This window comes from Bacillus sp. AP8, assembly GCF_000321185.1.
In the GTDB taxonomy this organism is placed as follows: domain Bacteria; phylum Bacillota; class Bacilli; order Bacillales; family DSM-1321; genus Bacillus_AD; species Bacillus_AD massilioanorexius.
Map to the genome: position 1 here is coordinate 222,944 of NZ_CAPG01000027.1, position 14,440 is coordinate 237,383.

Annotated in this window: 16 protein-coding genes; 15 read left to right on the forward strand and 1 reads right to left on the reverse strand. The window is 36.1% G+C overall.

The features are described 5' to 3' along the window. Window positions 1-2 precede the first annotated feature (2 nt). The 6 genes from BN349_RS05765 to BN349_RS05790 all read left to right on the forward strand — a co-directional run bounded on the left by BN349_RS05765 (window position 3) and on the right by BN349_RS05790 (window position 7,209). Window positions 3-833 carry a TlyA family RNA methyltransferase gene (locus BN349_RS05765; RefSeq protein WP_019241329.1) on the forward strand — a complete coding sequence of 277 codons (831 nt, stop codon included), beginning with the start codon at window positions 3-5 and terminating at the stop codon, window positions 831-833. Window positions 834-1,068: 235 nt separating this feature from the next. Further along, a complete protein-coding gene (gene ahrC / locus BN349_RS05770) occupies window positions 1,069-1,518 on the forward strand; it encodes a transcriptional regulator AhrC/ArgR (RefSeq protein WP_019241330.1) in 450 nt (149 codons plus the stop codon). Between the two features lie 19 nt (window positions 1,519-1,537). After that, complete coding sequence (recN, locus tag BN349_RS05775) at window positions 1,538-3,247, forward strand: DNA repair protein RecN (protein WP_019241331.1); 1,710 nt, start codon at window positions 1,538-1,540, stop codon at window positions 3,245-3,247. Between the two features lie 308 nt (window positions 3,248-3,555). After that, window positions 3,556-4,848, forward strand: a complete 1,293-nt coding sequence (spoIVB, locus tag BN349_RS05780; RefSeq protein WP_019241332.1) for a SpoIVB peptidase — start codon at window positions 3,556-3,558, stop codon at window positions 4,846-4,848. A gap of 435 nt (window positions 4,849-5,283) precedes the next feature. Beyond that, complete coding sequence (gene spo0A, locus BN349_RS05785) at window positions 5,284-6,081, forward strand: sporulation transcription factor Spo0A (RefSeq protein WP_019241333.1); 798 nt, start codon at window positions 5,284-5,286, stop codon at window positions 6,079-6,081. 150 nt (window positions 6,082-6,231) lie between these two features. Beyond that, window positions 6,232-7,209 carry a tyrosine-type recombinase/integrase gene (locus BN349_RS05790; RefSeq protein ID WP_019241334.1) on the forward strand — a complete coding sequence of 326 codons (978 nt, stop codon included), beginning with the start codon at window positions 6,232-6,234 and terminating at the stop codon, window positions 7,207-7,209. 978 nt (window positions 7,210-8,187) lie between these two features. Here BN349_RS05790 and BN349_RS05800 read toward each other — a convergent pair. After that, the gene (locus BN349_RS05800; RefSeq protein ID WP_034293760.1) at window positions 8,188-8,385 is read right to left on the reverse strand and encodes a helix-turn-helix domain-containing protein; all 198 of its coding nucleotides are present in this window, start codon (window positions 8,383-8,385) and stop codon (window positions 8,188-8,190) included. A gap of 272 nt (window positions 8,386-8,657) precedes the next feature. Between BN349_RS05800 and BN349_RS05805 the strand changes: the two genes are divergently transcribed. The 9 genes from BN349_RS05805 to BN349_RS05850 all read left to right on the forward strand — a co-directional run bounded on the left by BN349_RS05805 (window position 8,658) and on the right by BN349_RS05850 (window position 14,326). Then, window positions 8,658-9,026 carry a hypothetical protein gene (locus BN349_RS05805; protein WP_157381019.1) on the forward strand — a complete coding sequence of 123 codons (369 nt, stop codon included), beginning with the start codon at window positions 8,658-8,660 and terminating at the stop codon, window positions 9,024-9,026. Continuing rightward, window positions 9,020-9,265 (forward strand): hypothetical protein, encoded by a 246-nt coding sequence (locus tag BN349_RS05810; RefSeq protein WP_019241338.1) that lies wholly within the window; start codon window positions 9,020-9,022, stop codon window positions 9,263-9,265. The genes BN349_RS05805 and BN349_RS05810 overlap by 7 nt, the downstream gene beginning before the upstream one ends. Window positions 9,266-9,800: 535 nt before the next feature. After that, window positions 9,801-10,385, forward strand: a complete 585-nt coding sequence (locus BN349_RS05815; protein ID WP_019241339.1) for a hypothetical protein — start codon at window positions 9,801-9,803, stop codon at window positions 10,383-10,385. 24 nt (window positions 10,386-10,409) lie between these two features. Further along, entirely contained in the window at window positions 10,410-10,637 is a 228-nt protein-coding gene (locus BN349_RS05820) for a helix-turn-helix domain-containing protein (RefSeq protein ID WP_019241340.1), read from the forward strand. A gap of 354 nt (window positions 10,638-10,991) precedes the next feature. Beyond that, on the forward strand, window positions 10,992-12,227 hold the full coding sequence (locus BN349_RS05830; RefSeq protein ID WP_019241342.1) for a hypothetical protein: 1,236 nt from the start codon (window positions 10,992-10,994) through the stop codon (window positions 12,225-12,227). A gap of 14 nt (window positions 12,228-12,241) precedes the next feature. Further along, entirely contained in the window at window positions 12,242-13,228 is a 987-nt protein-coding gene (locus BN349_RS05835) for a hypothetical protein (protein WP_019241343.1), read from the forward strand. 70 nt (window positions 13,229-13,298) lie between these two features. Next, window positions 13,299-13,526, forward strand: coding sequence for a helix-turn-helix transcriptional regulator (locus BN349_RS05840; protein WP_019241344.1), 228 nt, complete (start codon window positions 13,299-13,301; stop codon window positions 13,524-13,526). Window positions 13,527-13,719: 193 nt separating this feature from the next. Then, window positions 13,720-14,121 (forward strand): HNH endonuclease, encoded by a 402-nt coding sequence (locus BN349_RS23430; RefSeq protein WP_157381020.1) that lies wholly within the window; start codon window positions 13,720-13,722, stop codon window positions 14,119-14,121. After that, complete coding sequence (locus tag BN349_RS05850; protein ID WP_019241346.1) at window positions 14,114-14,326, forward strand: hypothetical protein; 213 nt, start codon at window positions 14,114-14,116, stop codon at window positions 14,324-14,326. Before BN349_RS23430 ends, BN349_RS05850 begins: the two co-directional genes overlap by 8 nt. Window positions 14,327-14,440: the final 114 nt, after the last annotated feature.

Consider the following 14,440-nt stretch of genomic DNA (forward strand, 5'->3'; position numbering starts at 1 on the left):
GTATGAAGATTAAAAAAGAAAGAGTCGATGTTTTACTAGTAGAGCAGGGACTTGCTGAAACGAGAGAAAAAGCAAAAAGAGCTATTATGGCAGGTCTTGTTTATGCGAAAGAAGAGCGTTTAGATAAACCTGGTGAAAAAATATCAGCAGACACAGAATTGTCTATAAAGGGCAAGGTTATGCCTTATGTATCAAGAGGTGGTTTGAAGCTAGAAAAAGCGATTACCGAATTTGATATTCACTTACAAGACAGGGTCATGCTTGATATTGGCTCTTCAACTGGTGGTTTTACGGATTGTGGTTTGCAAAATGGTATTAAGCAATCATATGCATTAGATGTAGGGTATAATCAGTTAGCATGGAAATTAAGGCAGGATGAAAGAGTTGTTGTTATGGAAAGAACAAATTTCCGTTACGTTACTCCTGCAGATTTAGTAGGAGAAATGCCGAGTTTTGCTAGCATTGATGTTTCCTTTATTTCACTTACATTAATATTGCCGGTTTTAAAAACTTTACTCGTACCAAATAGTGATGTTGTGGCATTAATAAAGCCTCAATTTGAAGCAGGTAGAGAACAGGTTGGGAAAAAGGGAATTGTAAGAGATTCAAAAGTTCACTTACAAGTCATTGAGAAAATTGTTGATTTTGCATTACAGCTAGGCTTTGATTGTGAAAACCTAACTTTCTCTCCTATTACTGGGGGAGATGGAAATATAGAATTTTTAGTTCACCTGAAATGGCAAGGAACGAAAGAGATAGGAGATAATCATTTATCTGTCACTATCAATGAAGTGGTTGAAAATGCGCATCAACAATTTAAGAAAGTACAATAAGAAAAAAGCTCATTGTTGATACAGGTCATGATTTTTAGAGAAGGGTGTCTTAGGACACTCTTCTCTTTAGTTGAATATGAAGTGAGCATTTTATGCATAAAACAGATGTTTTATGCATTTTTATAGAGATTAAAGATGTACAAGTTGCTTTATTTAAGCTATGATTTGTAATATAAGACTAATCACTTTATGCATTATTACATGTGCTTAAATGGTATTAATATTGGGAGGTACAATGAACAAAGGTCAACGTCATATTAAAATACGCGAAATTATTGTAAACAATGATATAGAAACGCAAGATGATTTAGTAGATGCATTAAAGAATGCAGGCTTTAATGTTACTCAAGCAACGATATCTAGAGATATTAAAGAGCTGCATCTTGTAAAAGTGCCATTATTAGATGGGAAATACAAATATAGCTTGCCGGCAGATAAGAGATTTAATCCGTTACAAAAACTAAAAAGAGCTTTAATGGACGCATTTGTAAGTATTGATTATGCAAATAATCTAATTGTATTAAAGGCGTTACCAGGTAATGGAAACTCTATTGGTGTATTAATCGATAAACTAGATTGGCCAGAAATATTAGGTACAATTTGTGGAGATGATACTTGCTTGATTATTTGTAGAACAGAAAAAGATTCTGAAATGATTTCTCAGAAATTTTTAGATATGTTATAAGGGAAAAGGGTGATCGTCATTGTTAGTAGAGCTTTCAATAAAAAACTTTGCAATCATAGAAGAGTTAAATCTTTCTTTTACCAACGGTTTGACTGTTTTAACTGGAGAAACGGGTGCAGGTAAGAGTATTATTATTGATGCGATAAACCTGTTAGCTGGTGGAAGAGGATCTTCTGAATTTGTAAGACATGGTGAAAGTAAGCTAGAGATTGAAGGAATGTTCTTAGTTCCAGATGATGACCATCCCATTTATGAAAAAGCTCTACAGTTTGGTTTAGAGATTTGTGAAGGTGCAATCATTTTAAGACGAGATATTTCGCAAAATGGAAAAAGTGTCTGTCGTATAAATGGGAAATTGGTTACTATTAGTGTTCTGAGAGAAATCGGAAGAACGTTAATCGATGTACATGGACAGCACGAACATCAAGAATTAATGGATTTTCATTTTCATTTGCCATTATTGGATCAATTTGGTGGTCAAGAGATCAGTTCTGCTTATGAAGAATATGAAGAAATTTATGGGAAATATAGCAGTGTTTTGAAACAATATAATAGTTTAAATCAAGATGAGAGACAAACTGTTCACCGTTTAGATTTTCTTACTTTTCAATATAACGAAATTCAAAAAGCTAATTTACAATTAAACGAAGATGAAGAATTAGCAGAAGAAAAGAAACAAATCAATAACTTTGAAAAAATCTATGAAGGGTTACATACTTCTTATCAAGCTTTAAGAGGTGAGCAAAAGGCTCTTGATTGGTTGTCGATTGCAATGAATCAAATGGATGAACTATCTGAATTAGATTCTAATGCTAAATCATTAGCTGAAGCAATTTCAAATAGTTATTATTTGTTAGAAGAGACATCACTTTCAATAAGAAATACATTTGAAATGTTAGAATATGATCCAGAAAGACTAAATATTATTGAAAATCGTTTAAATGAATTAAACACATTAAAAAGGAAATATGGTAAGACAATTGATGAAATATTAGCCTATTATGCTGATATTGAGGTGGAAATTGAAACTCTTCAAAATAGAGAAACACATCTTTCTCAATTGGAAAAAGAATTAACTTCTCTAAAAGCTGATTTATTAGTAGAAGCAGTGAATTTGTCTAACATTAGGCAAAAATATGCTAAATTATTAACAGAAAATATTCATCAGGAGCTTAAAGAGCTCTATATGGAAAAAACAAAATTTGAAGTGGTTTTTCTTCAAAAGCCAAGTATGGATGCACCATTACGGGATCAAGACATCGCTAGAAATGGTTTGGATGAAGTGGAGTTTTACATTAGTACCAATCCAGGAGAACCATTAAAACCATTGGCCAAAACAGCATCAGGTGGAGAACTTTCTCGTATAATGCTTGCGCTTAAGAATATCTTTTCGAAGCATAGTGGTATAACAAGCATCATTTTTGATGAGGTAGATACTGGAGTTAGTGGTAGAGTTGCACAAGCGATTGCTGAAAAAATTCATAAAGTATCAGTTGATTCACAAGTATTATGTATATCACATTTACCACAGGTTGCTGCAATGTCTGATACACATCTTTATATTGAGAAGAAAACGAAAGATGGTCGTACAAAGACAAGTGTACAATCGTTAGAATATAATGAGAAAATTAAAGAAATTGCTAGAATGATTTCTGGTGTTGAAATAACGGATGTTACGAAAAAACATGCAGAAGAATTATTACAACAAGCAGGTCAAGCAAAAATTTAATTATCGGTATGGAAAAAAGACTTACAAGCTTAGCTTGTAGGTCTTTTTTGTACAAAAAAACTGAAAATATAAAAAATATGTTTAATTAGATGACACATGTCAAAAATAAGGATAGTTACAGAAAAAATGTTTAACGTTTCGTTGGCTATTGAGTTTTTATGATAAAGGAGCAACTTATACAAAATACTAATTGTACCCAAATTCGGTTTGCTTTTATTTGTTTAACCGGTTATAAATGCCCCTTTGAAAGGTAACATTAAACATGTAGCCATAAAGTATTATCAATTGAAACGAGGAGAGTGACATGATTGAAGTTTATTTCCATAAAACATATATTAGGCGCAATTCTCCTTGTTTCGTTTATTAGTTTAGGTATATTTAAGCCTTATGCTTCTTTCTTTACAATTCCGAAAAAAATAACCCTTTTCGAAGGTCAGACATATGAAATTTCAAAATCTTTGCCAGTTACGGCATCTATAACAAAGGGAAAAACGGCAACCCTTTCCGAAACAAAAGATACAATAAAAATCGATGGTGAATCCACTGGATCAAATCAGCTATTGTTGGATATAGCAGGGTTTCCTGTGAAAAAGGTCGATGTAGAGATAATTGAAGATTTTAAAGTGGTGCCTGGTGGTCAATCAATTGGTGTGAAATTAAATACAGTAGGAGTGCTTGTAGTGGGGCATCATTTAATTGAAACAACAAGTGGTAAAAATTCACCAGGAGAAATAGCGGGCGTAAAAGTTGGAGATGTCATTACTGAAATTAATGGAAATGTTATTAAAAAGATGGCGGATGTAGCAGAGTATGTCCAAAAGGCTGGGGAAAATAATCAACCGTTACAATTACAAATACAGCGTGAAAATAAAACAATTAACACCGAATTAACCCCTTTAAAAGATAAAACTGAACAAATATATAAGCTTGGCTTGTATATTCGAGATTCAGCAGCAGGTATTGGAACAATGACCTTCTATCATCCAGAATCAAAAAAATATGGAGCATTAGGTCATGTTATTTCTGATGCTGACACAAGAAAACCAATTGTTGTTAAAGATGGTCAAGTCGTCTCCTCGACAGTCACCTCTATTGAAAAAGGAAGCAATGGTGACCCAGGTGAAAAATTGGCTAGATTTTCGGCAAATAAAGAAATAATAGGAAATATCAAGAGAAATAGTCCTTTCGGAATTTTTGGTTCATTAAAAAAACAGGTTCCAAATGGAAATATGGATGATGCGATTCCCATTACGTTATCTCATCAAGTAAAAGAGGGACCTGCACAAATACTCACGGTCGTGGATGGAACAAAAGTAGAGAAATTTGATGTTGAGATTGTTAGTACAATACCGCAGAAATTCCCAGCCATAAAAGGGATGGTTATAAAAGTAACAGATCGTGAATTATTAAAGAAAACAGGTGGGATTGTTCAAGGAATGAGTGGCAGTCCAATTATTCAAGATGGAAAATTAATCGGTGCTGTTACACATGTTTTCGTAAATGATCCTACAAGTGGATATGGCGTTCATATTGAGTGGATGCTACATGAAGCAGGTATTAACATTTATAAAAAATCTGAAGAACGCTTTCAAGCAAGTTAACAAGGCTGATATTTCAGCCTTGTTTTTTTGACTTGTGGATAGATTCAATGTACACCCTTGTGATTATAAGCCAATTCGTATAAAACGTAATTTTTTTTAGCTAGCTTGGATTTTGCTCGTTGAGGATGATCAAGGCGTTTTTGGCTTTTGTTCATGGCCTTTGGAATAACTTGAAAAGTATTTACATCTTTTTGATTTAAAAAGTGACTATTAAGGAAATAAAATGAGATATGTGGTATAGTGTAAAAATATAGAAAAGGAAAATTATATCAATACGCAGAAAACGTCGAAAGAACATGGAAAATAGAGATAAATATTATTTTTTTGCTGTTTGTCAATAATTTAAAAAATGGAAAAGGGTTTTTTTATATAATTGTCGAAAACTTCATATTAGAGTGAATTAAGCAGTGCTATTGGATATGAGGAGGAAATCGGGTGAAGAAAGTCAAAGTATGTATTGTAGATGATAATCGAGAATTAGTTCGTCTATTAGACGATTATATTTCTGCACAAGAAGATATGGAAGTAGTAGGTGTGGCGTATAACGGACAGGATTGTTTAAACTTACTTGAAAATGTTCATCCAGATATATTATTACTAGATATTATCATGCCGCATATAGATGGACTTGCTGTCTTAGAAAAAGTCCGAGATAGTCGAAGAAGTCATACACCAAATGTTATTATGTTGACTGCATTTGGTCAGGAGGATGTAACGAAAAAGGCAGTAGAGCTCGGTGCGAGCTATTTTATTTTAAAACCATTTGATATGGAACAGCTTGCCATTACAATTCGTCAATTTAGTGGCAATATTGCAACGAAAACTGGAATTAAAACTCCTATCCAAAACAATTATCGTAGTTCATTTGAAAGTAAACCAAGAAATTTGGATGCAAGTATAACAAGTATTATTCATGAAATTGGAGTTCCTGCTCATATAAAAGGATATCTTTATTTAAGAGAAGCTATTTCTATGGTATATAATGATATCGAATTATTGGGTTCTATAACCAAAGTGTTATACCCAGATATTGCAAAGAAATTTAATACGACAGCTAGCCGTGTTGAAAGAGCGATTCGTCATGCAATAGAGGTTGCTTGGAGCCGAGGTAATATAGAATCCATTTCTTCGTTATTCGGTTACACCGTATCCATGTCTAAAGCCAAACCTACTAACTCAGAGTTCATCGCGATGGTCGCAGATAAGCTTCGATTAGAACATAAAGCTTCTTGAAAGAGTTAGGGGCGTAGGTTTGACGGGAATTTTTACGTCAAGACAACAGTCACTCAATACCGATAAATATACATTGCATACCGACTAATCACCGGATTATGTAGCGATAAACTGCGTCTTTCTTTTCATTAGAAAAGGGAGGCGTTTTTTATGTTCAATGAGTTACACTTTCAAATTGATAATTTTATGAACTACTGCGATTCAAAAGGCTTGAGACGTAAAACAAAAGCGTCATACGAACAAGCTCTCCGTTTATTTACTATGTATTTAAAAGATACATACTCCATTGATACTCCGAATGAAATAAAGACCGCACATATTCGCGCCTACATAAGTTACCTTCGCCAAAGAGGTAAATATACCGTAGTAGCTGTTGCTGAGACTAAAAATATCAATTTTCCCGATTCTCGTACAGACAGGAATAAACCAATTAGTGACTCTACAATCGCAAACTATATGCGCAATATTAAAGTGTTTTTCAATTTTTTAATTGAAGAAGGCGAAATTAAAGAAAATCCAATGAAAAAAGTTCCGACTATAAAACCTCAGCGGAAGCAGAAAAAGTTAATGACACCTAAAGAAATCAAAGATTTAATGCAAGCTTTTGACATTACCACTTTTCATGGGTATAGAAATTGGTTGATAACACGGGTTATGCTCGACACCGGTATTCGAATTGGTGAATGCCTTAATTTAATACCGGAGAATATTGATTTTAAGGAACGATCCATCTTAATTGTTAATCCGAAGAATCGTCGAGATAGATATGCATTCTTTTCTGCGAAATTAGCTTTAGATTTAAAACGTTGGTTAGAATACCGGGATAGGTTTAGCGATAGTGAGTATTTATTCCCTACAACGAGAGGTACACAGTTAGATTCGAATGTATTTGAAAAATCTTTAAAAGGAGCAGGAACAAAGGCAGGTATTACGAGTATTCAATCACATCAATTACGAAATAATTTTGCGAAATATTACCTTCTAAATGGTGGAGATTTTGTTACTTTGAGTAGAATATTGGGCCATAGTAGTCCAGACGTTACGATGAAAGCTTATCTTGATTTTCAAAACAATGAGGTTGCTAAGAAGTATCAGAAGCATTCGCCGTTTAATCATTTCGACTTTTAATTTGCCTATAAAAATAAAAGTGGCGCAAGCTGTTCCCGCAGCCTACGCCGATACACACAAACATTATAAAATTGAATAGGAGTATACCTAACAATCCCCTTCATTATAAAATTTTTTAAAATAGAAATCAAGGGGTCTAGTTTCGTATTGTCTTTTTTAGGTAAATCCCTTGTGAGCAGCCGTTTAAGCACAAGTAAATAAATTACGTCAGGTATTGATCCAGCCGATGCAGTAAGTGGATATAGGTAACGAATAAGCATTTCCCTATTTATGCTTGTTACTGAATGGTGCGAACGACCACTAACGGTTCGGTGGGAAAGTTTGAGGTTGATATACCTGCAAGATAAACCACAAGTAGCCAGCGTTATTGCTGCGCGAAACTGTCATGGGCGGACTTTTGGCAGTAGGTTTATTGAGAAGAATAATCTCGCAACAAATAGGGTGCTACGAATACGGATACCATAGGTCGATATACAAAAGTACAGTTGCTTGTCTATGTTCATTCAATATTATTTTTATCGCTTGAATATAGGCAACAACTTTGTCCAAAGCCGTTTTCCATGATCTCAACCAAAAGTAAAAGGCGCAGCATAGCTCGTCAACATATTTTCGCTTATATCCCGAAAAAATCATCCGGTACACTTTCTCCTAATTCCTTCAACGCCTTTTTTGATTCGATTAATAGTTTCAAATTTTGGCGACCCAACTTTCGCAGCAGCAGGTGCGGTAAATGGTGTCATAACACAAAAGGTCGTTAATGCGTTTGATCCGTTAATTCAATTAGTGCAAGCGCTCAGCTATCCCGTGGCAATGGTGTGTATGTTGCTTGGCGGAATCCAGGTAATGATCGGACATAGTGAGCGCGGGCTATCGGCAATACAGAAGGCCGGCGGCGGGTTCGTGCTAGTTCAGCTATTACCTACCTTGTTAGACTTATTGGTACAAATAACTAAATCGCTTTAAACAAAAAAGGCGCCGTTATTGGTCGCCTTCTTTCTTTTCGATGAATTCAACTATATCTACTATATTGCAGTTTAGATATTCGCAAATTAAAGCTATTATATCTAACGCAACAAACTCGTTATTCCCCATTTTCGCTAAAGTTGATGAGGAGATTCCTAAATCTCTTTTGAGGTCAGCTTTAGTCTTATCCTTCTTAATTAATGTAATTTCCATCGGTTTAAATGAGGGTATTAAATATTCCGGCTTTCTTCTTTTTAGTTTTTTCTTTTTGTTATCTTCCACTCTGTTCACCTCGGCTAGCTTTTTTATCATTATAACACAAATTCAAACTATAGATTCGAAAAATCAAACTTTTCTTTCGAAATGTGTTGACATCGATTCGTTATAAAGTTAATATAATAAACAAGAGGTTTGATAAAGCGAACCAAAGGTTTTCAAAATGAAATTAATTGGAGGGAATTAGTGTGAAAAAAGAAGAAGTATTAGTGGCTTATATCTATGAGGGTAAAGTTAAACAATGTGAAATTGAAAGAGGTATAGTGTTAAGTAAGGATAGAGTATTTGTTGACGGTGAGTCAGGACCTTCAGTATATGCGTATAGTCGAGTGCCGGGTTCGAATTTGGTCACAGTTAACTTAGACAACGGTTATACGGACTACTTGCGAAGAGATTACAGTTTGATCGACATTATCTTGGGGATTAACCGTAAACCTATTGCTAAGCATATAGCATACTACAAAAAGAAAGTGGCAGCAGATAAAGGTAAAATGACTCAATCGAGACAAAATCGTCTCTTTAAGTATAAATTGGCGCTCCGAGAACATTTAACAGAAATGGAGTGGTCACTATGTTAATTTGGTTCAATGCAGATGGCACTACGGCAAATGTGCAAGTGAAGTTTGTTAAAACGATTGTAGGTTGGTTCAATGTTTATCATATCGCAAGTGGTAAAGTCGTTAATTTGTCGCCAGAAATATTCGGCAAGTATTTTGGCGGAGTAGACAAGCGTGTAAAGATGGGATGCGCAGAGCTGAGCGAGAAAGATGCGGTTAAATTGTTCGGAAAAATCGCAAAAATTGTGCAACCGGCATAAAAAAGCCTATCCGAAAATGCACGGCAATGCATTGGATAGGCACAGCGAAAACTATTGTTTAGTTAAATGTAACATGTACAAGCCTGGCAGCGCAAGTATAAATAAAAAGGCATTATGTCGCACCAATTGAACGGATAAATACACGTCATTCGTTGCCATTAGGCGGGGCAATGAGTGGCGATAATATAAGATGATCGCTGCAACGGTCGTCTTTTTATTTTGCGATAAATTGTTCGAAATTAAATCGGCTGGCGTAAGTAAGGATGTAAAGCAGGAAAGTTTTGCGAAAAAGTGCGCGACTTTGTAAATTGAATCGGCAAATATTGTGTAGGACGAAAAAGTTTCGTAAAAAGTGCGCGAGGTTGCTTTTCAAAACGTCCTATAAAGTAAGGGGCGATAAAAAGTTTCGCAGAAAGTGCGCGGAGTTGTTAGTGACCGCCTATTATATTGTGTAGGTTGCGAAAGAAGTAAAGTTATTTTCAAACGCAGGCAACTGCGAAAAATAAAATTATGCGAAAAAAGGGAGAGATTATTTATGGAAAAGAGATTATATGTGATTGGTGAGCCTAATTCTGACAAATGGGGAGCTTTTATTGCTTTTAATGACGCTGAGATAAAACATATTGGTTCACATTTCTTCGGTATAAAAAAATCCGAAGTTATCATTCGTGAAAGTAGGGTTGCGACAGAACTTGAAAAAGCTACTCATGCTGCAAAAGTAGCCGAACATAAATTTCATCAAGTTGATACTCTGTGCCAATCATTTATGGATATAACTGATAATTACAGAAATATACCAAATTTACCTCCATACGAAATTGTAAACGGCATTCAGAGATTGAGAGAGCAGGTAGATGCCTTTTCTAATATAGAAGTGATGGCTAATTTAGTTGATGTAAAAAGGATACAAAGAGAATATGTTAAATACATAAAAGGAGTTATTTTATCGCTGATGAGCGGAGATGTGAAAAATTTTAATAAGAAAGATACAGAATTTCGCAAGCTAGTCGAAAGATGCGTGAATGTTCTAGGTAATGGTCGGATTTATTGGCAAGAAGAATATGACAAGGCGATTGTTAAGGTGATAGAAATTGACCCAAGCGCCGTAAGTGCTAACTAGGGTGATTGAAGAGGAGGAGATAACATGAGCCCGCAACTATTCCGATTCATGCGCCAGGCAGCCGGCTATACTCAACAACGGCTCGCTGCCGAGCTTGGCGTCAGTAATATATTAATCTCACGAATTGAGCACGGAGATCGACGTATAACAGAAAAGATTGAGCGAAAGTTCCGCGAAGTGGTCGGCATGACGGTAGAACGTGAGGAGAGCGCGAAGGCACTACTTAAAATAGGAGGAGATGCGAAATGGTAATGGATGATGCGCTCGATTATTTTGAGGACAAGCGCAAGGAATCGATGAAAAGCGAGCAAGAAGCGATTGAACGCTATACACCAGGCTAACGCCTGCCAGCTCCTAAAGTCGCTGGAATCTATCATTACACCTTTATCGCAAATAATTTAAGAGCGTAGCGATAAAATGATAAGTGGCGCCGAATGAAGCCCGTTTTTGGGCTGAATGAAGGCGCAGTGTTTTAAAAAAAGTTACTCTTTTTCTTTTAAGGAAGGGGCGCTATAAACCGCGTCATATCAACGTTTCTGAAAAATTTTAGGACGTTTGCTTCCTAAAAGCGAAATCGAGTAGCGACAATTTTAAGGAGGTTGTTGTATGGAGAAAATTACAGTAGTAGATTCAATTATGGGTAGCGGTAAAACTTCGTGGGCTATTCAGTATATGAATGAAGCGGACGACTCCGAGAAGTTTATTTATATTACGCCATTTTTAGCTGAGGTCGAACGTGTTAAATCATCCGTTACAAAAAGGACTTTCTTCGAACCTAATAACGCTAATGGTGACGGACGCAAAATGACGAGTCTAAAAGACTTGATTGTTAATGGTGAAGATATAACGAGTACTCATTCGCTTTTTCAAACGGCAGATGATGAATTAATTGAGCTTTTAAGGGATTCAGGCTATACGCTTATTTTGGATGAGGTGATGGATTGCGTTGAACCGGTGAATATTAAAAAGTTGGACATAAAAAGGCTTTTGGCTAACGGTGATATAGAGATAGTAGATAATAATGTTCGTTGGATTGGCGATGAAAACGATGATAGCCGTTATAGTGATATTTGCGTACTCGCTAGAGCTGGTAATTTATATTATCATCGCGGGAAGTTTCTCGTTTGGGCATTTCCACCGTCCGTTTTCAGAGTTTTGGACAAAGCATATGTAATGACTTACTTGTTTAGCGCTCAGATGCAACGATATTATTTCGATTTGTTCGCATTTGATTATGAATATAAGAGTGTGAAAGAAGTAGATGGACGATACGAGCTAACACAATATGAAAAAGGAAAAGAGAATAGAGAGGCGTTATATTCATTAATCGATATATACGATGGAAAGATGAACGAGTTAGGAAAGCGGAAAAACGCATTAAGTGCAACGTTTTTAAGAAATGCAAATGTTGAAGTATTGCAGGAGATTCGAAATAATCTCTATAATTTTTTCCAAAATGTTGCGAAGGCTAAACGCCATGAAGTTTATTTTTCAACCTTGAAGAAAGTTGAGGTAGTAGTGGCACCTAGAGGTTATAAAGAGCCGCGCAAAAAGGCTTCGGAAAGTAAAAAAGAAGTCTGTATTTCACTGAACGCAAGAGCAACTAATGACTATGCCGATCGTCGTGCAATTGCCTATATCTATAATCGCTATAATAATCCTCACATTAATAGTTTCTTCCAAGATAACGGAGTTAGTATCGATGAGAACTTACTGGCAGTGTCCGATTTGTTACAGTGGATTTGGCGATCTCAAATTCGAAATGGCGAACCAATTCAACTATATTTACCAAGTAGCAGAATGAGAGGATTGTTGCAGCAATGGGCTAAGTACGAAATATAAGGAGGGTTATATTATTGGAATACTCGGAAATAATATCTGAAATTAATCAATATTGTCCTAATAAATATCGCCGACATTTTAAGCAATATGTTCAGGAAGGATCGTTATGGTCGCGAATGAATATATCAGAAGGCTTGGCGCATGAAATAAATGAGCATTTTGTTGGACTACAGCGTGACGGATATAAGGCGAGCGAGCAGCCTCGCCCCGTTATGTTGCCGCCAAATAAGAATGGGCTAGCTGTGGAATTACTAACAGACTACGTGCTATCAAACTATCATTTGCAAGGAGTCACATTGCGCCGAGATTCGGTAATTGGACAATTGAAAGATGACGAAGAGTTTCCACCACTCGGTTCCGGTGCCAAAGAGTATCATCAACGCGAATGGGTTGCGGGCGTGCCGATTAGCATTGCGGAGCGTCGACTTACGAAAATCTGCGAAGGTTGTTATGCTCCATTTATCGATACAAGTAGAAATAAATTAGCAAAAGTCTGCTCGCAAGAATGCCGTAAAAGAAAGGATGCTATGCGTAAGAGGGCTGAATATAATGCGTCAGAACTTGGACTTTACGCTGAGAAACGATTAAAGCGATACCGTGATCGTCAGCAATTAGAATATCCGTTTTTATCGCCTTTAGAAATGAGGGATTCAGGACAGCGAAGTGAGTTCACTAAAGAAGATAAAGTTATTGACAACGTTGCTTATAAATTTGATGAAGAATTTGATGGAATCCGATTTGAAGGTAAAAGAAAGCCAGGATATATCGGACGTGATGAGTTTGATAAGAAGCCGTTTAATTATCGCCCAAAAGGAAGAAATCCAAAGGGAAAAGAAGAAAAACCAGGTCCGGTATTAGTTAGAAATCTATCAGAAATTTCGCAAGAAGAATTAGATGCTGAGAAGTTCGTTGAAGCAGATAAAATGAGAGGGGTATGGAGGTTTAAATTCAGTAATACCAACGGTTCAACGCATTATACCTCGGAGAAATATGCTATATGATGAGAAGGGCAAGGCATGATGTTTTGCCTATTTAATTTGAACGGAAATGTGAGAAAAGGGAGGTTTTGTAATGGATAGAGAAATGAAGTTAGATAAGTTTATAGCAATTAGGACGTTTCTTGAAAAATCACAGCCGGAGTTTGCTGAATTTTTGGGTGTGAGTCCTAGTAATATTTACATGATAGAGAAAGGATCACGTCGAATCTCAAAACAAATGATTGGAAGAATCGCTAAGAAATTCGATGAAAGCTCGGAGTTTATAGAGTACTACCAACGAACTAAAAAGCTAGTAGATTAATTTATTGGAGGTGTCAATAATGAAAACTAGAGTATGTAGTAAGTGCGGAGAAGAAAAAGTACTTGAGGATTTTTCGAGCAATAAAAAGTGCAAGGACGGTCGCGAAGGTGTTTGTAAAGCCTGCCGTCGTAAACATAGAGCTGAGAACGGTAAATACTTAGCGGAGAGGCTTCGCAAGTACCAACAAAGAGCTGTGAGTAGCGGAGTAGTTAAAATAACAGTAGAGGAGTTAAAGGAACTATTGCGCCAGGATGATTGTACTTATTGCGGGGAATCGGTGTCAGGTTACGATAAGACAGTCGATCATGTTTACCCGATTAGCGAAGCGTATGGAGGAACTAATATTATCCAAAATATCGTAGTCAGCTGTCGCACATGCAATATGTCAAAGGGCGGTAAGCATGTTTTTGACTTTTACAGCAATAGTTCGCGATTCACTGACGAAAATTGGACGGCATTTGTTCGCTATTATATGGAACGACTACTTAATCGCAAATTAACAGATTTAGAGGTTGAGCAAGCAAAGCGAAATTTTGCCGATGAAGCTGCAGACCTTGCGAGAAATAAACGAAAGCAGTTAGTTGCCAATGAGTAATGAATTATGGAAGCTCGAAACGGGATGGCTCGCTGGTTACACGGAAGATAAAAGTTTGATAAGAAGGATACGGCGATACAAAGACGATTGGCTAGTAATGGCTGAATACTACCAAAAAGACAAGCCGTTCGCTCTTCAATTTAAGATTCCGATAGAACAACGACGACCAGCTGAGCGAATGTTTGGCGTGACCGTTTCTAAGTAAAATTAAACGATTTTAGCGCGTTTAATCTGCTCATGATTAATTACTAGCCGTTAATATTTTAAAGGCTATTTCCAATCGATTTGATACAAAAATCTGTTCATTACACATATTTAC